Source organism: Sphingomonas paeninsulae (assembly GCF_003660165.1).
Classification (GTDB): Bacteria; Pseudomonadota; Alphaproteobacteria; order Sphingomonadales; family Sphingomonadaceae; genus Sphingomonas_O; species Sphingomonas_O paeninsulae.
In genome coordinates this window covers 990718-1006172 of the sequence record NZ_CP032829.1, presented here as the reverse complement: position 1 = coordinate 1006172, position 15455 = coordinate 990718, and the positions used below count along the sequence as shown (strand labels likewise).

16 protein-coding genes and 1 pseudogene are annotated in these 15455 nt (G+C 60.5%); 12 read left to right on the top strand and 5 right to left on the bottom strand.

The window, feature by feature from the left end:
* The first annotated feature begins 15 nt into the window (after positions 1 to 15).
* The 3 genes from D3Y57_RS10445 to D3Y57_RS10435 are packed head-to-tail and all read left to right on the top strand — an operon-like array spanning position 16 to position 1568.
* Positions 16 to 429 carry a VOC family protein gene (locus tag D3Y57_RS10445; protein ID WP_121152929.1) on the top strand — a complete coding sequence of 138 codons (414 nt, stop codon included), beginning with the start codon at positions 16 to 18 and terminating at the stop codon, positions 427 to 429.
* On the top strand, positions 429 to 1160 hold the full coding sequence (gloB, locus tag D3Y57_RS10440; RefSeq protein WP_121152928.1) for a hydroxyacylglutathione hydrolase: 732 nt from the start codon (positions 429 to 431) through the stop codon (positions 1158 to 1160). The genes D3Y57_RS10445 and gloB overlap by 1 nt, the downstream gene beginning before the upstream one ends.
* Positions 1161 to 1172: 12 nt before the next feature.
* Positions 1173 to 1568 (top strand): hypothetical protein, encoded by a 396-nt coding sequence (locus D3Y57_RS10435; protein ID WP_121152927.1) that lies wholly within the window; start codon positions 1173 to 1175, stop codon positions 1566 to 1568.
* Between the two features lie 12 nt (positions 1569 to 1580).
* Here D3Y57_RS10435 and D3Y57_RS20900 read toward each other — a convergent pair whose 3' ends face one another.
* The 4 genes and pseudogenes from D3Y57_RS20900 to D3Y57_RS10420 form a co-directional block, all read right to left on the bottom strand.
* Positions 1581 to 1934 (bottom strand): hypothetical protein, encoded by a 354-nt coding sequence (locus D3Y57_RS20900; protein ID WP_239026026.1) that lies wholly within the window; start codon positions 1932 to 1934, stop codon positions 1581 to 1583.
* Positions 1928 to 3268, bottom strand: a pseudogene (locus tag D3Y57_RS10430) (AMP-dependent synthetase/ligase); the annotation flags it as partial. The gene D3Y57_RS20900 and the pseudogene D3Y57_RS10430, both read right to left, overlap by 7 nt.
* Positions 3208 to 5115 carry a gamma-glutamyltransferase gene (gene ggt, locus D3Y57_RS10425; RefSeq protein WP_239026025.1) on the bottom strand — a complete coding sequence of 636 codons (1908 nt, stop codon included), beginning with the start codon at positions 5113 to 5115 and terminating at the stop codon, positions 3208 to 3210. The gene ggt and the pseudogene D3Y57_RS10430, both read right to left, overlap by 61 nt.
* Before the next feature lie 73 nt (positions 5116 to 5188).
* Positions 5189 to 6208, bottom strand: a complete 1020-nt coding sequence (locus tag D3Y57_RS10420) for a quinone-dependent dihydroorotate dehydrogenase (protein ID WP_121152926.1) — start codon at positions 6206 to 6208, stop codon at positions 5189 to 5191.
* A gap of 314 nt (positions 6209 to 6522) precedes the next feature.
* On the opposite strand from D3Y57_RS10420, the gene D3Y57_RS10415 reads away from it, so the two are divergent.
* From D3Y57_RS10415 to D3Y57_RS10375, 9 genes are read left to right on the top strand one after another with little or no spacing between them, the layout of a single operon-like run.
* Complete coding sequence (locus tag D3Y57_RS10415) at positions 6523 to 7389, top strand: AraC family transcriptional regulator (RefSeq protein WP_121152925.1); 867 nt, start codon at positions 6523 to 6525, stop codon at positions 7387 to 7389.
* 47 nt (positions 7390 to 7436) lie between these two features.
* On the top strand, positions 7437 to 7883 hold the full coding sequence (locus tag D3Y57_RS10410; RefSeq protein ID WP_121152924.1) for an SUF system Fe-S cluster assembly regulator: 447 nt from the start codon (positions 7437 to 7439) through the stop codon (positions 7881 to 7883).
* A 1-nt stretch (position 7884) separates the two neighbouring features.
* The gene (gene sufB / locus D3Y57_RS10405) at positions 7885 to 9354 is read left to right on the top strand and encodes a Fe-S cluster assembly protein SufB (protein WP_121152923.1); all 1470 of its coding nucleotides are present in this window, start codon (positions 7885 to 7887) and stop codon (positions 9352 to 9354) included.
* On the top strand, positions 9351 to 9704 hold the full coding sequence (locus tag D3Y57_RS10400) for a VOC family protein (RefSeq protein WP_121152922.1): 354 nt from the start codon (positions 9351 to 9353) through the stop codon (positions 9702 to 9704). Before sufB ends, D3Y57_RS10400 begins: the two co-directional genes overlap by 4 nt.
* Positions 9705 to 9706: 2 nt before the next feature.
* Positions 9707 to 10450 (top strand): Fe-S cluster assembly ATPase SufC, encoded by a 744-nt coding sequence (sufC, locus tag D3Y57_RS10395; RefSeq protein ID WP_121152921.1) that lies wholly within the window; start codon positions 9707 to 9709, stop codon positions 10448 to 10450.
* Between the two features lie 44 nt (positions 10451 to 10494).
* Complete coding sequence (locus tag D3Y57_RS10390; RefSeq protein WP_121155751.1) at positions 10495 to 11169, top strand: SufD family Fe-S cluster assembly protein; 675 nt, start codon at positions 10495 to 10497, stop codon at positions 11167 to 11169.
* Positions 11166 to 12365 carry a cysteine desulfurase gene (locus D3Y57_RS10385; RefSeq protein ID WP_121152920.1) on the top strand — a complete coding sequence of 400 codons (1200 nt, stop codon included), beginning with the start codon at positions 11166 to 11168 and terminating at the stop codon, positions 12363 to 12365. Before D3Y57_RS10390 ends, D3Y57_RS10385 begins: the two co-directional genes overlap by 4 nt.
* Positions 12362 to 12847 carry an SUF system Fe-S cluster assembly protein gene (locus D3Y57_RS10380; RefSeq protein WP_121152919.1) on the top strand — a complete coding sequence of 162 codons (486 nt, stop codon included), beginning with the start codon at positions 12362 to 12364 and terminating at the stop codon, positions 12845 to 12847. The genes D3Y57_RS10385 and D3Y57_RS10380 overlap by 4 nt, the downstream gene beginning before the upstream one ends.
* A complete protein-coding gene (locus D3Y57_RS10375; RefSeq protein WP_121152918.1) occupies positions 12844 to 13209 on the top strand; it encodes a HesB/IscA family protein in 366 nt (121 codons plus the stop codon). Before D3Y57_RS10380 ends, D3Y57_RS10375 begins: the two co-directional genes overlap by 4 nt.
* On the opposite strand, the gene D3Y57_RS10370 is transcribed toward D3Y57_RS10375, so the two are convergent.
* On the bottom strand, positions 13210 to 15429 hold the full coding sequence (locus tag D3Y57_RS10370; RefSeq protein ID WP_121152917.1) for a S8 family peptidase: 2220 nt from the start codon (positions 15427 to 15429) through the stop codon (positions 13210 to 13212).
* Positions 15430 to 15455: the final 26 nt, after the last annotated feature.

Sequence of the window (15455 nt, the reverse complement as noted above, 5' to 3'; positions counted from 1 at the left end):
ACCTATATCGGCAGTATGAAATATCTCCATACGATGATCCGGGTATCGGACCCTGCCGCAACAATTCGCTTTTTCGAGCTGCTGGGGCTGGAGGAGGTCAATCGGATGGATAATGCCTCTGGCCGCTATACGCTGATCTTTCTCGCGGCACCGGGCGATGAGGCGGCGCAGGTCGAGCTGACGCACAACTGGGACGAGGCCGGTTATGGCGAAGGGCGTAATTTCGGACACCTCGCCTATCAGGTTGATGATATCTACGCGACGTGTCAGCGCCTGATGGACAATGGAATCACGATAAACCGCCCGCCGCGCGACGGGCACATGGCGTTTGTGCGCAGCCCCGATAATATCTCAGTCGAATTGTTGCAGGATGGTCGTCTGGCTCCGGCTGAGCCGTGGCTTTCCATGCCGAATACGGGGCATTGGTGATGAGTCTTGAAATAGTCCGTATCCCGGTTTTGAGCGATAATTACATCTGGCTGGTTCACGATGCGGCATCGGATGAAACGATGGTCGTGGATCCCGCGGTTGCGGCCCCGGTATTGGCGGAAGCCGAAAGTCGCGGCTGGAAGATCACGCAGATCTGGAACACCCACTGGCATCCCGACCACACCGGCGGAAATGCCGAGATCAAGGCGGCAACCGGCTGCACAGTCACCGGGCCGATGGCAGAGGCGGAGCGTATCCCGACCCTCGACGTGAAAGTTGCCGGGGGCGACATCGTGCGGCTTGGGAAGATCGAAGCGACGGTTATCGATGTGCCAGCGCACACGGCGGGGCACATTGCCTTCTCTCTGCCCACAGAGAAGGCCGTGTTTGTCGGTGATACGCTGTTTGCCATGGGCTGTGGGCGACTGTTCGAAGGAACCGCTGAACAGATGTTCGACAATATGCGCAAGCTGGAGGCGCTGCCAGACGAAACCGCCGTTTATTGCGCGCACGAATATACGCAGAGCAATGGTCGCTATGCCTTGGTCGCCGAACCCGACAATATGGACTTGTCCGCGCGGATGAAGCGGGTCGATACGGCGCGTGCGAACGGTGAAGCTACTGTGCCGACGACGATCGGTCTGGAACGTGCTACAAATCCTTTCATGCGCGCGGCCAGTGTTGCGCAGTTGGCGGAACGGCGAGCGGCGAAGGACAGTTTCAAAGGGTAGAGGAGACGTTCGATGATGATGCGTATCTTTTCGACCGCGATTTTGCTGGCGGCGTCGGCCTGTGCAACGACGGTTGCCGCTCGCGATGAGGGTCCCGACACGGCCTTTGCAAAGGCGATTGCGGGCAAAATAGCCGGAAAGCCACGTAGCTGCATCTCAGTGACCGATACGCGTGATAGCACGACCTTTCGCAACGCTATTGTTTACCGGGTCAACAGCAAGCTGAGCTATGTAAACGATCTGGGTAAATGCCCGTTTTTACGGAGTGATTATATTCTGGTGACCAACGTGCGCGGCTCGCAGATTTGCCGTGGCGAAATCGTCAATATGGTCGACCGCGGCAGCGGCTTCCCGTCGGGAAGCTGCTCGTACGGAGACTTCATTCCGTATCAGACGCTCGCTAAATAAGCGCCCGGCGCGCTAGGCTTTGTAAAGGGCATCGAGCCGCTCGCCATAAACCTCCTTGATCTTATGGCGGCGGATTTTCATCGAAGGCGTCAGTTGTTCGTTGTCGATCGTGAAAGCATTGGGGGACAGGACGACGCGGCGCACTTTCTCCGTGGTTGAAACATCGGCGTTCACTCGGTCCACGGCCGCCATCACGGCCCGCTGAACCGCTGGCGTCGCGCACAGGTCCGGGCAGTCGGGCTTTTCCCCGTTCGCCACGGCCCATTCCATCAGCCATTCGGGATCGGGCACGACGAGCGCAACCAGATGCGGGCGTTTGTCGCCGACCACCATCGCCTGAATAATCTCTGGCTGGAGTGTCAGCATCCCTTCGATTTTTTGGGGGCGATATTGTCGCCCTTGTCGTTGACGATCAGGTCTTTCTTGCGATCGGTAATGACGATCCGGCCCTGCGCGTCGATATGGCCGACATCGCCGGTGTGCAGCCAGCCGTTTTGAAGCGCCAGCGCGGTGTCGGCCTCGTTGTTCCAATAGCCGTGCATCACCAGTTCACCGCGAACGAGGATTTCGCCATCCTCTGCGATGCGGACCTCTGTTCCCTTCATCGGCGGCCCGACCGTGTCCATCTTCAAGCCGACTTTGGGTCGGTTACAGGAAATTACCGGGCCAGACTCGGTCTGGCCATAGCCCTGCAACAGCGTCAGCCCGAGCGAGTGAAAGAAAATGCCGATCTCTGGATTGAGTGGTGCGCCGCCGGAAACAAGCGCCTTGATCCGTCCGCCGAATTTCGCCTGAACCTTTGGCCGGAGCGTCTTGCGGATGAAGTAATCGACCGGGCGATCCCAGAACGGAATTCCGTCGCCGAGACTTTTTTCGCCGAGCGACAATGCTCGTTGCAGGAGCGCGGGGGCGAGGCCACCCTGCTTTTCGATGGTCTTTATGACGCGGGCACGCAGCACCTCAAACAGGCGTGGCACGACCACCATCAGGGTCGGGCGTACCTCCTCCAGGTTCGATGCCAGTTTATCCAACCCTTCCGAATAGTAGATCTGACCACCGAGACCGATCGGGAAGAACTGACCACCAGAGTGTTCATAGGCGTGGCTGAGGGGCAAAAATGACAGGAACACCTCTTCGTCCCAGCCAAAGTCGGTGGCGATGATGTCGATGCATCCAGCGACGTTGTGGAGGATCGCCCCATGATGCTGGCGAACGCCGCGCGGCGCGCCGCCGGTGCCGCTGGTGTAGATGATGCAGGCGAGGTCATCGCGGGCAAAGTCGGCGGAGGCTGCGGTTGCATCGGGGTCGGCCATTTCGACCGAAATCAGTTTCGCCCAGTCGTGGAATGCGACATCGCCCGATTGGCCGATGCGAATATCCTCGATGCCGATTACCGTCTTGCAATTGGTCGAACGAAGCACGGCGGGCATCAGCGAACGGGCAAGCTTTGCGGTCGAAACGATGACTGCCTTTGCGCCGGAATCCTGCAAGATATGGAGGTGATCGCGTTCGTTATTGGTGATGTAGGTCGGCACCGTTACCGCGCCTGCCGCCATGATCGCGAGATCGGCGATACACCATTCGGGACGATTTTCGCTGACCAGCATTACTCGGTCGCCGCGCGCAATGCCGACGCGTTTCAGGGCTTCGGAGAGGGCGGAAACCTGTAACGCAACCTCGGTCCAGCTTTGCGAAATCCAGCGGCCAGAGTCCCGGTGCCAGAGAAACGGCGCGCCATTCCGTTCTTTGGCGCGCGCAAAGAACATTGCCACCAGATTGGGAAAGTTTTCGAACTCGCGCATTGTCCCTCCAAATAACCGACCGGGTATTCCCATGTCGATTCAATATCTTGTTCAGTCCCCGAGCACGTCACCCTCGCCACGGGGTCGGCGGCACCACGCCAGCCAGTAGCCGTGCGTTCGATGGCATTCAGCTTTGATCCCTGATCGGCCGACACTACAGTCTGGCCGAGTTGGGCGATCCGGGGGCGCAATTCGTCAAGAAAAGTGCCTTTCTCCAGCAGAAGCGCGCTTCCGCCGAAGAAAATATTGGGCAGCGCGATGGCGTCCTGCGCGGATAGACCCCAATCGAGTTTGCCGACCAGCGCCTTCATAACATGCATGATGATGCGCTTTCCACCCGCCGATCCGACTGCAAAGATCACACGGCCTTTTGCGTCATAGACGATCGTGGGGGACATTGAGGAAAGGGGACGTTTGCCGGGAGCGACGGCATTGGCGACAGGCTGTCCGTTCAGCGTGGGGATAAAGGTGAAATCGGTCAGTTCGTTGTTCAGGATCATGCCGTTTGCGATGAGCTGACTGCCGAACAGGCTTTCGACAGTGGATGTCATTGTCGCGACATTGCCCTGGGAATCGGCGGCAACGAAATGCGTGGTCCCGTGCACTTCGCTCGATATCCCGGCGGTGCGTGGCTGCGCGCCGGGGGGATTGCCCGCGACATAGGCGGGGAGCGAGGTTGTTTCCGAAATGAGCGCCGAACGCGATTTCAGGTAGTTGCGGTCGATCAGCCCCTTTACCGGTACGGACACGAAGTCGCTGTCACCTATCCATTTTTCACGGTCGGCATAGGCAAGCTGCATCGCCTCACCGATCAGATGCCAGCTAACCGGGCTGTTCGGGCCAAGCGTTTTCATGTCGAACCGTTCGAGCATACCGAGCATCTGGATGATGGTCGTCGCGCCCGACGACGGCGGCCCCATGCCGCAAACGCGGTACTGCCGGTATGGCGCGCAGACCGGCGGGCGATCCTTGGCACGATAGGCGGCAAGATCTGCCAACGTCATGTCGGCGGGATTGTGTGCCGTCCGGTGCGTGGCATCGACGATCGCCTTTGCATTCTGGCCGGTGTAAAACGCATCCGGTCCCTCGGTCGCGATGCGGCGAAGGATGGCGGCGAGGGCGGGGTTATGGACGGTGGCGCCTGCCCGTTTCGGGGCATCGCCATCCCAGAACAGCGCGCGGGCCTCTGGATAGTCCTTCATGATGCCTGCGGCTTCGTGGAGGCGCTGGGCCATGCTGGCGCTAACCTGATAGGATGGTGCAAGGCGGATGGCGGGTTCGAACAGCTTTGCCCAGGGGAGCCTGCCCCAGCGTTGGTGGACCATGGCGGCGAGGCGGATATTGCCCGGAACGCCGACTGACAATCCGCCCGGCCATGCCTGTATGAAGGGCAGCGGCTTTCCGTCGGGACCGAGGAAACGGTCGGGGCGAGCGGCAGCGGGTGCCATTTCGCGACCGTCGACGGTCTCCAGCTTTCCCGATTTCGCATCGTGATAAAGGATGAGGCCACCGCCGCCGATCCCCGAAGATTGTGGCTCGATAACCGTCAGTGCGATCATCATCGCCATTTCGGCATCGGCGGCGGTTCCGCCTGCGCGAAGCATTTCCTGTCCCGCAGCAGTTGCGCGGGGATCGGCGGATGTGACGACGCCGCCTGTTGTCGTTGTGGGGACTTTGGCAGCGGCTGGGGCCGCCACTGGCGCGGCAAGGAGGCAGGCGATTAGCGCGATGGTTGAACGGTTCATCGTGCAGACACTAAGCCCGGAGGCCCGCGCGGCAAGGGCTGTTTTGTAACTATGTTTTTATGGGCGAGGGATATCAGCCGACTGCGTCTGTAAGGGTCGCAAACCCGTCGCTGTCGAGTCGAGAGAGAAGCCCGGCCGTGATCCGTCGGGCAAGACCGGGGCCGTGATAGACCAATGCGCTGTAAAGCTGGATGAGCGATGCTCCGGCACGGATGCGGGCATAGGCGTCGTCGGCGCTGGCGATACCCCCTGCTGCGATCAGCGGAAGCTGGCCGCCGGTTGCACGCCGGAAGTCGCGCAGGCGCTCCAGTGCCAGAGTTTTCAGAGGCGCACCCGACAGTCCACCGCTTTCGCCTGCATCCTTTGAATGGAGCGGCGGACGGCTGATCGTGGTGTTGGCGACGATCAGTGCATTGATGCCGTGATCGATGGCGGCGCGCGTGATGTCGTCGATATCGGCTGGCTCGAGGTCGGGAGCAACTTTCAGGAATACCGGCGGGCCGTTCGGGGATCGTGCGGCCTGGATGGCGGCCAAAAGTTCGCGGAGTGCTCCCGCATCTTGCAGCGCGCGCAGGCCGGGGGTGTTGGGCGAGCTGATGTTGATGGTGAGGTAATCCGCGACGTCGGCCATGTTGTGGACGCCCTTGGCATAGTCGGCGATCCGATCCGTGGCGTCCTTGTTTGCGCCGATGTTGACCCCGACGATGCCGGTTCGATGGCGTGCAGCGAGCCGGATGTGCGCGACGGGCTGGCCCGAATTGTTGAACCCCATGCGATTGATGACCGCTTCATCCTGCGCCAGTCGGAACAGGCGCGGCTTCGGGTTGCCGATCTGGGGCAGGGGCGTGATCGTGCCGATCTCGACTGAGCCGAAACCAAGGCGGAGCATGGCGTCGGGGACTTCGGCATCCTTGTCGAAACCCGCCGCAAGGCCGACCGGTGAGGGAAAGCGCAGGCCAGCAACCTCGATAGTCAGGCGCGGATCGAAGCTCGGCGGGGATGCTGGCAAAAGGCGCAGTCCTGCGATCGTCAGGCGGTGGGCGCGTTCGGGATCGAGTTGGAACAGCAGCGGGCGGAGAGCGGAGAAGATCATAGCGGCGCTTTAACGAATTTTCGGCGGATGGGTATTTCTTCTCGATCCACGCCGAATCCGAACGGAATTGGTCAGGTGGCGCGTAACAATCAATCTCCGTTGCCGCTCGTGTCGTTCAATATTTGCGTCATGTCGATTCCATACAATACGAATCGTTTGACCCCGAGTACCGGCCTTTTCGCGACCCGAAGGGCTTCTGGGTAACCGGAATACCTTTAACTGCGGCCCGGACGTGCAAACGTCCGGGCCGCTTTCTTTTAACGTGTTTTTGGACTAAGCTATTATATAGCCATATAAAACACGGGCGCGCTTTTATGACGACGTACGGGACGGCAGCGGGGGCAGTGACGCTCGACTATGCGACGCCGGATGAGTCGCTCCGTGATTTCCTTTCCGTGTTCTACGAATTCCGCGCCAACGTACCGCTATTCGAAGATGTCGAGCGTGCTGATCTGGCCCAGTTCCGTTTTGTGCTTAAAGGAAAGGGCCGTTATACTTTCACCGATGGCGTGGTGATGGCGGCTCCCGCAATCCAGATATTGGGGCCTTCCACAGGCCCGACTGCGGTGCGGGTCGAGGGGCCGGTCGATATGTTCGGCGTCGGCCTGCTTCCCGCAGGTTGGGGCGCGCTGCTCGATTTCGAAGCGTCTGTACTGGTCAATCGGGTCATCGATGCGACCGATGTCTTCGGTACCAGGCTGAACGTCACCGCGCAGGCATTACGCGACGCCGGCAGCTTTGAGGAGCGAGTGGCGATCGGCAACGCTTTGGCGCAGGAAATGGTGGCGCGGGACAGGGGCGGTGCTTCGGCATTCACGCGGATTGTCGACCAGTGGCTGGCGTCGTCACCGTCGCCCGAGGTCGAGGAGCTGGTTCGCGCATCCGGCGTCTCACGGCGTCAGGTCGAGCGATACTGCAAACGATTTTATGGGTCGCCCCCCAAGTTGCTGGCGCGCAAATATCGTGCGCTGAAGGCGGCGATCTCTCTTGCCAAGGGACAGGGCGTTACCCAGGATCTGGTCGATGACGGGTTTTATGACCAGTCGCATTTCATCCGCGAGATCAAGCATTTCACGGGCCTGACGCCGGGTAAGATCACCGAAGAGTTTTCGGTTCTGGCAAAACTGACGCTGAAGCGAACCGAATTCGAAGAGCTGGCCCCGCTGATTATACGGACTTGAACCGCTCAGGGGTTGAAATCAGACTGATTTAGTCCGATTATAGACTTATGCGATTATCGAGTCTTGCCGATTACGCCGTCGTGATGATGAGCGCAGCCGCCCGCCATGGGTGCGGGGCGCGGCTGTCGGCGGCTGTGCTGGCCGATGAGACGCATGTTCCCCTCCCGACAGCTCAAAAGCTCATGCAAAAATTGGCTGGGGCGGGGTTACTGACTTCGGCTCGCGGGACGGGCGGCGGGTTTTCGCTGTCACGACCCGCTGCGGCAATTTCTCTGGCGGACATTATCGAAGCCGTAGAGGGACCGATTGCGCTGACTGCCTGTGTGGACGAGGGGCGCGAGGATTGTGCGCTCGACCATCATTGCGCTGTCCGGCCGCATTGGGCGGTCGTGAACGGTGCGGTTCGCGGAGCGCTTGCGGGTGTCTCCCTGAGCCAGTTGGCTGCGGTGTCGGGTGCTCCCCGAGTGGCACCGGTGATTGAAATGGTGAACTGATATGGCGACAAAGAACCTCGAAGCTCAGGCGGCGGCTGCGAAATCGGCGGATTATGAATGGGGTTTCCATTCGGACATCGAACAGGATTTCGCGCCAAAGGGGCTGACCGAAGACACGGTGCGCTTCATTTCGGCCAAGAAGAACGAGCCCGAATGGATGCTCGAATGGCGTCTGAAGGCGTTTCGCATGTGGCGGACGCTGGAGGCGCCCGACTGGGCGAAGCTCGACATTGCGCCGATCGATTATCAGGACGCCTATTATTACGCCGCGCCTAAGGTGAAGCCGAAACTGGGGTCGCTGGATGAGGTCGATCCGGAGATTTTGCGGGTTTACGAGAAGCTGGGCATTCCGATCGAGGAGCAGAAGGTTCTCGCCGGTGTCGAGGGCGCGCGTCGGGTTGCGGTGGACGCGGTGTTCGATTCGGTTAGTGTCGCGACCACGTTCCGCGCCGAGCTGGAGCGGGCGGGGGTTATCTTCCGGTCGATTTCGGAGGCGATCCGTGAATATCCGGACATGGTGCGCAAATGGCTCGGCAAGATCGTACCGATGCACGATAACTATTTTGCGACTTTGAACTGTGCCGTGTTTTCGGATGGTACGTTCGTTTACATCCCAGAGGGCGTGCGCTGCCCGATGGAATTGTCGACGTACTTTCGGATCAATGCGGAGAATACCGGGCAGTTCGAACGGACTTTGATCGTTGCGGACAAGGGGTCGTATGTCTCCTATCTGGAGGGCTGCACCGCGCCGATGCGCGACGAGAACCAGTTGCACGCGGCGGTGGTTGAACTCGTCGCGCTGGACGATGCCGAGATCAAATATTCGACGGTGCAGAACTGGTATCCGGGCGACGCCGAGGGCAAGGGCGGCATCTATAATTTCGTGACCAAGCGCGCGCTGTGTCAGGGCAAAAACAGCAAGGTGAGCTGGACGCAGGTCGAAACCGGGAGCGCGGTGACGTGGAAATATCCGTCGTGCGTGTTGTCGGGCGAAAATAGCGTCGGCGAGTTTTATTCGGTCGCGGTGACGAACAATTACCAGCAGGCCGATACCGGCACGAAGATGATCCATCTTGGCAAGGGGTCGCGTTCGACCATCGTGTCGAAGGGGATTTCGGCGGGGCATAGCAACAACACCTATCGCGGGTTGGTGCGGGTCGGGCCGACGGCGGAGAATGTGCGGAACTTTACGCAGTGTGATTCGCTGCTGCTGGGGTCGCTGAGCGGGGCGCATACGGTGCCGTATATCGAGGTGCGGAACCCGAGCGCGCAGATCGAACATGAGGCGACGACTTCGAAGATTTCGGAGGACCAGATGTTCTACGCGATGCAGCGCGGGCTTTCGCAGGAGGAAGCGGTGGCGCTGATCGTGAACGGGTTTGCGAAGGAAGTGTTGCAGCAACTGCCGATGGAATTTGCGGTCGAGGCGCAGAAGTTGCTGGGGATTTCGCTGGAAGGTTCGGTTGGGTGACGGTTCTTCGTATCGTTCCCAATTTTCAAGCCGATGATCCGCAACAACAGGCGCGCTTTTACGCCGACTTGTTCGGGGTCGATGTCGTAATGGATCAGGGATTCATCGTGAACCTTGCTTCGGAAGAGTCCATGCGCCCGCAATTGAGTCTTATGACGCACGGCGGAGCGGGAACCGAAGTGCCGGTAATCTCGATCGAGGTCGATGACGTCGAAGATGCCCATGCACGTGCGATGAGTGCGGGCCACGATATAGTTTATCCACTTACCAGCGAGCCTTGGGGCGTTCGGCGCTTTTACGTTCGCGATCCTGGCGGTCGGACGGTCAACGTCCTCATGCATGAGAAATGACAATGCTTAAAATCGAAAACCTCCACGCCAATGTTGGTGACAAGCCGATCCTCAAGGGGCTGACGCTGTCGCTCAATCCCGGTGAGATTCATGCCATCATGGGACCGAACGGGGCGGGGAAGTCCACGCTTGGTTATGTCCTGTCGGGGCGGCCGGGGTATGAGGTTACTGAAGGGTCGGTGACGTTTCAGGGGCAGGATCTGCTGAGCCTTGCGCCGCATGAGCGGGCGGCGGCGGGGTTGTTTCTGGGGTTTCAGTATCCGGTCGAAATTCCCGGTGTTTCCAACGTGCAGTTCTTGCGTGAGAGTTTGAACGCTCAGCGCAAAGGACGCGGGGAGGCTCCGTTGTCGGGGGCTGAGTTCCTGAAGATAGCGCGGGCGCAGGCTGGCGATATGGGCATGGACATGGACATGCTGAAACGCCCGGTGAACGTCGGGTTTTCGGGTGGCGAGAAGAAGCGCAACGAGATGGTGCAGATGGGCATTATCGACCCGGCGCTGGCCATTTTGGATGAGACGGACTCCGGACTGGACATCGACGCGCTGCGGGTTGTGGGCGATGGCATCAACCGGATTATGCGCAAGCCCGATAAGGCTGTGCTGCTGATCACGCATTATCAGCGGTTGCTCGATTATGTGCGGCCCGATTTCGTTCATGTGCTGGACGGTGGGCGGATCACGCGGACGGGTGGTGCCGAACTGGCGCTCGAACTGGAACGTGACGGGTATAAGGAACTGGCCGCGTGACAACCCTTCCGACCCGCAAGGATGAGGCCTGGCGGTACAGCGACATGGATGCGGTCGCGCGGCTGTGGCCGGTTGGCCCTGCGACCGCGATTTCGGTGGCGGCGGGGGAGACTCGCGTCGAGCATTTGATCGCGGAACCGGGTATCCATGATTATGCGATTGAGATCGGTGCGGGCGGGCGGATGGACTTTCATGTCCTGAACGCGGGCGCTGGTTATGGGCGGATTGCGGTCGATGTGACGTTGCATGACGGCGCGCATTTTGAATTTGGTGGCGTGCAGGTCGGCGGGGGCGAACAGACGCTGGAGATCGTCACGACGGTGCGCCATATCGAGCCGAACGCGACGAGCCGTCAGGTGGTGCGATCGGTCCTTGGTGGACAGGCGACGGGGTCTTATCTGGGCAAGGTCGCGGTTTCGCGGGATGCGCAGAAGACGGACAGCGTGCAGTCGGTGAAGGCGATGTTGCTGGACCGCACGGCGACCGCCAATGCGAAGCCGGAGCTGGAGATTTACGCCGACGATGTGAAGTGCGCGCATGGGGCGACTGTGGGCGAGCTGGATAAGCAGGCGATGTTTTATCTGGCGAGCCGGGGGCTGCCGCCTGCCGAGGCGCAGACTTTGTTGCTGCGGGCGTTTGTGGCGGAGGTTTTTGCCGGCGTTGAGGCGCAGGACGTGCTGGAGGCTGCGGCTTTGGGTGCTTTGGAGCGACTGTCGTGAGTGTGCTTACCCTGACGCGGCCATTGGACCGGGTGGCGGACTTTCCGGCCATTCCAGAGGGCTGGTCGTACCTCGACACCGGAGCCACCGCGCAAAAGCCGCAGGTTGTGATCGACTCGATTACGCGTGCTTATGCAGAGACTTATGCGACCGTGCATCGCGGGGTTTATAGTCGGTCGGCGGATATGACGATTGCCTATGAAGCGGCGCGGCAGCGGATTGCGGACTTTATCGGGGCGGGCAGCGCGGACGAGATCGTGTTTGTGCGTGGCGCTACCGAGGGGATTAATCTGGTCGCGCAGACTTGGGCGAAATCGCTGAAGCCGGGTGACCGGGTTTTGCTGTCCACGCTGGAGCATCACTCGAACATCGTGCCTTGGCAGTTGGCTGGGCTGGAGATTGACGTTTGCCCATTGACGGCGGACGGGCGGATCGATCTGGACGCGGCGGAAGCCATGTTGACCGAGCAGCATAAGCTGGTTGCGTTTGGCCATGTTTCCAATGTGCTGGGGTCGGTGCTGGATGCCAAGCGGGCGGCGAAGCTGGCGCATAAGGTTGGTGCGAAATTGCTGCTCGATGGGTGTCAGGCTGTGCCGCGTATGGCGGTCGATGTCGCCGATCTCGACTGCGATTTCTATGTGTTTTCGGGGCATAAATTATACGGCCCGACTGGGATTGGCGTGCTGTGGGCGCGGGCTGAAATCCTTGATGCGATGCCGCCGTGGCAGGGTGGCGGCGCGATGATCGACAAGGTGTCGTTTGCGCGGACGACTTATGCACCGCCGCCTGCGCGGTTCGAGGCGGGGACGCCGCATATTGTCGGCGCGCTGGGGCTTCACGCGGCGATTGATTATGTGGCCGATATTGGGCTGGACGCGATCCACGCGCATGAAACGGCGCTGGTTGCTCAGACGCGCGCGGTGCTGCGGTCGCTGAATTCGGTGCATCTTTATGGACCGGAGGACGCCGCCGGAATCGTCAGTTTCAATGTCGAGGGGGTGCATCCGCACGATGTCGGCACCATATTGGACGAGGAACGCGTGGCGATCCGCGCTGGGCATCACTGTGCGCAGCCACTGATGGCGGCGCTGGGCGTCGATGCGACGGCGCGGGCGAGTTTCGGAGTTTATAACGGACCGGATGACATTTCCGCGCTGGTCCGGGGAATCGAGCGGGTAAGGAAGCTGTTCGGATGAGTGATAACGGTATCAGGATCGAAGAAGTCGAAAGCGTCGAGCAGCCCCGCCGAGCGCGCGTGGATTTGCAGGATGTTTCCAAGCCCGCCAGTGATCTGGGCGAGAATTTCGTGCGGAAGAAGGATTATCTTGCGGGGTTTTTGAAGGCTGAACCGCCGAAGCTGGCTGGCGGTGAGCCCGGTGGCGATTTGTATGAAGCGGTCGTCGATGCGCTGAAAGAAATCTACGATCCGGAAATTCCGGTGAATATTTACGAGCTCGGCCTGATTTACGGGATCGAGGTCGATGAGGGCCATGTGAAGGTCAACATGACGCTGACCACGCCGAATTGCCCGGTCGCGGAATCGATGCCGATGGAGGTTGAGATGCGCGTCGGGGCGGTGCCGGGAGTTGGCGTTGCCGAGGTTAATCTCGTTTGGGATCCACCGTGGGATTCGGCGAAAATGTCCGATGAAGCGAAGCTCGAATTGGGGATGCTATGACCGACGTGATGACCAAGCCGGTGCGGGCGCGTCCTGCTGCTTTGACGCTGAGCGGCACGGCTGAACAGCGGATTGCCGATTTGATGGCAAAGGCTCCGGCAGATGCGATCGGGGTTAAGCTGTCGACGCCTAAACGTGGGTGTTCGGGACTGGCGTATTCGGTCGATTATGTGACTGAGGCTGCGCCGCTCGATGAGAAGATCGAGACACCGGGCGGCTTGTTCTTTGTCGATGGCGCTTCGGTTCTGTATCTGATCGGCAGCCGGATGGACTGGGTCGAGGACGATTTTACGGCTGGGTTTGTGTTCGAAAACCCGAATGCCAAGGGTGCCTGTGGGTGCGGTGAGAGCTTTACGGTCTGATCAGAATCCGAATGTATAGCGGATCGCAGCACCCAGATCGTCGGGCGCGGCGGCGTAATTGCCGGGTTGTTGCCGCCAATACACATTGCCGGTGAACTGGCCGGGACCGATCGGCACAAAATAGACGCCCTCCAGGTCGCGTTCGTGGCCCACGGGCGCGAGTCCGAATTGGACGGTGTCTTCGCCCAAACCCGTCAGCGCCAAACTTCCAGAGGTCACGCGCAGAGGCTCGGACCAGCGGATTGCAATGCTGTCGTCCGATTTCAGTACGGCTTCACGTTCGAAATCGAACGACATCGCCTGAGTCATCAACGTCGATCCTGCGCGAACCGATCCTGACGCGACCTGCGTCCAGCCACGTCGCCAGCCAGCGTTGAATCGTGCGCTCTCGCTGAGCTTGAGCGCAGCCTGAGTGTCAGCGAACCAGCTTGTCGCGCCGCCGCCGCCGAGTGCTGCGGAAAAGCGCGCACCGAGCACGGTATCGCGTTCGCTCATGTGCGATAGACGGCCTGTAACCGAAAGCGGCCCTTTCGCGGCGTCGATACCTATCGACACATCGCCATAACCATAGCGACGATATCGGTCGCTCGTCGGGCCATTGTCGCCGACTTCCCACAGCCGGACATCACCACTTTCTGCTGCGAGAGTGAAGCCGATGCCACCGAGGCGGCGCCGGACGGCAAATGCGCCCTTAGGAGCGAGATCGAAGCCGCGTGATCCGCTGGCCCCGTCGGACACCAGAAATGCGGGGGCGCTTTGACCTGTCAGGCTATTGGTCAAGCCGTTGCTCCCCTGGGCAAAGCCGAGCGCGAACTGAGTATGGGCGTCGATGCGGGTGACGACGGATGCGGCAAGTGCCCGTGCCCCCTCCGCGTCACGGCCGGACAGGCGCAGCGGCTGGCTGTCAGTTGCTCCGGCGATCGAAAGTGCGATGGTCGTCGGGCCGGATGCGGTCGCCGCGGTATGCGAGGATAAATCCAGACCACCGGTCAAGCGATTCGCGCGGGGTGCGCCGCGGAGCGTTCCGCCCAGATCGACGCTGTAACCGCGTCCATATCCATCGTGGATCGCCGCGCCGAGATTACCCTGCCCGGAGTCGCCCATCGCGGTCGACAATGTGCCGTTGTTGGTTAGCGAAACCGGGACTGTGGCGTTGGCGAGCGAGAGTGAACCCTGCGGTGCGAACGCCTTTGCCAGATTGAGTTCGCCGTGGCCGTAGGTGCTGTCGACGCCTGGCGCGCCAAGGTCGGTCGCGGTGCGGAGTAGAAGGTCGACAATTTGCGCTGGTGTTAAAGTGGGAAATGCCTGTGCCAGTAAAGCGATCGCACCGGAAATCACGGGAGCGGAGAACGACGTGCCGCTCCAGAGGAAGGGCATGTTGTTGTTATTGTTGGCGCGAACCGAAACTCCGAGCGCGGTCAGGTAAAATGCCGACGAATTGCCCGCCTTGTTGGAGAAGTCGGCAAGCGTTTGGGCAGCGTTGGTGGCACCCGCAATCAAGACAAGGCCGCGCGCAATGGGGTCGATGGCGATTTGCGCCAGCGGATCGGGGTTTGCTGCGGCACCGGGGTCGGTCTTGCCTTCGTTTCCTGCTGAAATAACGATGATGACCCCGGCTGCCGTGGCGCGATCGATCGCTGCGCGCAAATTGCTGTTCGCCGCTTCGCCGCCCAGCGAAATGTTGACCACGCGGGCCCGTGCTGTGACAGCGAGATCGAGGCCGCGGGCGATCGCGGTGTCGGAATGCGTGCAGCCGTCCGAACCGGCACCGACCGTTGCTGTTGCGCAGCTTCCGGGCGTATCGGTCCGCAACACGAGCAATGTCGCAGCGAAAGCAATGCCTGAGATACCGACGTCGTTCTTTGCGCCGAGAAGCACGTCGGAAACCGCGCTGCCATGACCGCTCTCGTCCTGAAGCCCGCGCGATCCGGCGAGGTCGGCGGATAGCGAGCTGATCCGACCGGTGAATTCCGCACTGGTGGTATCGACGCCACTGTCGATAACGCCGACCGTAACGCCTGCACCCGTCGATCCAGCCTGATAGGCGGCAAGGGCCTGAGCTTGAACGGCAGCATTCGAGCGTTTATATTCGTCAGTGTTATAATCGACTGGAGGGGGCGGCGTCGAAGCGACGGGCGTGCCACCACTTCCGCCGCATGCCGTCAGCGCGAGCAACGAGAATAAGGCGCTGGATGACAATAAAGCGCGCGAATGTAACATTTTTCATCCCCCCCGGAAGAAAAGCA

Bases quoted from the DNA above. Each gene is read 5' to 3' on its own strand.
- D3Y57_RS10445 (WP_121152929.1), top strand. From the start codon at position 16: ATGAAATATCTCCATACGATGATCCGGGTATCGGACCCTGCCGCAACA.
- gloB (WP_121152928.1), top strand. From the start codon at position 429: ATGAGTCTTGAAATAGTCCGTATCCCGGTTTTGAGCGATAATTACATC.
- D3Y57_RS10435 (WP_121152927.1), top strand. From the start codon at position 1,173: ATGATGATGCGTATCTTTTCGACCGCGATTTTGCTGGCGGCGTCGGCC.
- D3Y57_RS20900 (WP_239026026.1), bottom strand. From the start codon at position 1,934: ATGCTGACACTCCAGCCAGAGATTATTCAGGCGATGGTGGTCGGCGAC.
- ggt (WP_239026025.1), bottom strand. From the start codon at position 5,115: ATGAACCGTTCAACCATCGCGCTAATCGCCTGCCTCCTTGCCGCGCCA.
- D3Y57_RS10420 (WP_121152926.1), bottom strand. From the start codon at position 6,208: ATGATCTTCTCCGCTCTCCGCCCGCTGCTGTTCCAACTCGATCCCGAA.
- D3Y57_RS10415 (WP_121152925.1), top strand. From the start codon at position 6,523: ATGACGACGTACGGGACGGCAGCGGGGGCAGTGACGCTCGACTATGCG.
- D3Y57_RS10410 (WP_121152924.1), top strand. From the start codon at position 7,437: ATGCGATTATCGAGTCTTGCCGATTACGCCGTCGTGATGATGAGCGCA.
- sufB (WP_121152923.1), top strand. From the start codon at position 7,885: ATGGCGACAAAGAACCTCGAAGCTCAGGCGGCGGCTGCGAAATCGGCG.
- sufC (WP_121152921.1), top strand. From the start codon at position 9,707: ATGCTTAAAATCGAAAACCTCCACGCCAATGTTGGTGACAAGCCGATC.
- D3Y57_RS10390 (WP_121155751.1), top strand. From the start codon at position 10,495: ATGGATGCGGTCGCGCGGCTGTGGCCGGTTGGCCCTGCGACCGCGATT.
- D3Y57_RS10380 (WP_121152919.1), top strand. From the start codon at position 12,362: ATGAGTGATAACGGTATCAGGATCGAAGAAGTCGAAAGCGTCGAGCAG.
- D3Y57_RS10375 (WP_121152918.1), top strand. From the start codon at position 12,844: ATGACCGACGTGATGACCAAGCCGGTGCGGGCGCGTCCTGCTGCTTTG.
- D3Y57_RS10370 (WP_121152917.1), bottom strand. From the start codon at position 15,429: ATGTTACATTCGCGCGCTTTATTGTCATCCAGCGCCTTATTCTCGTTG.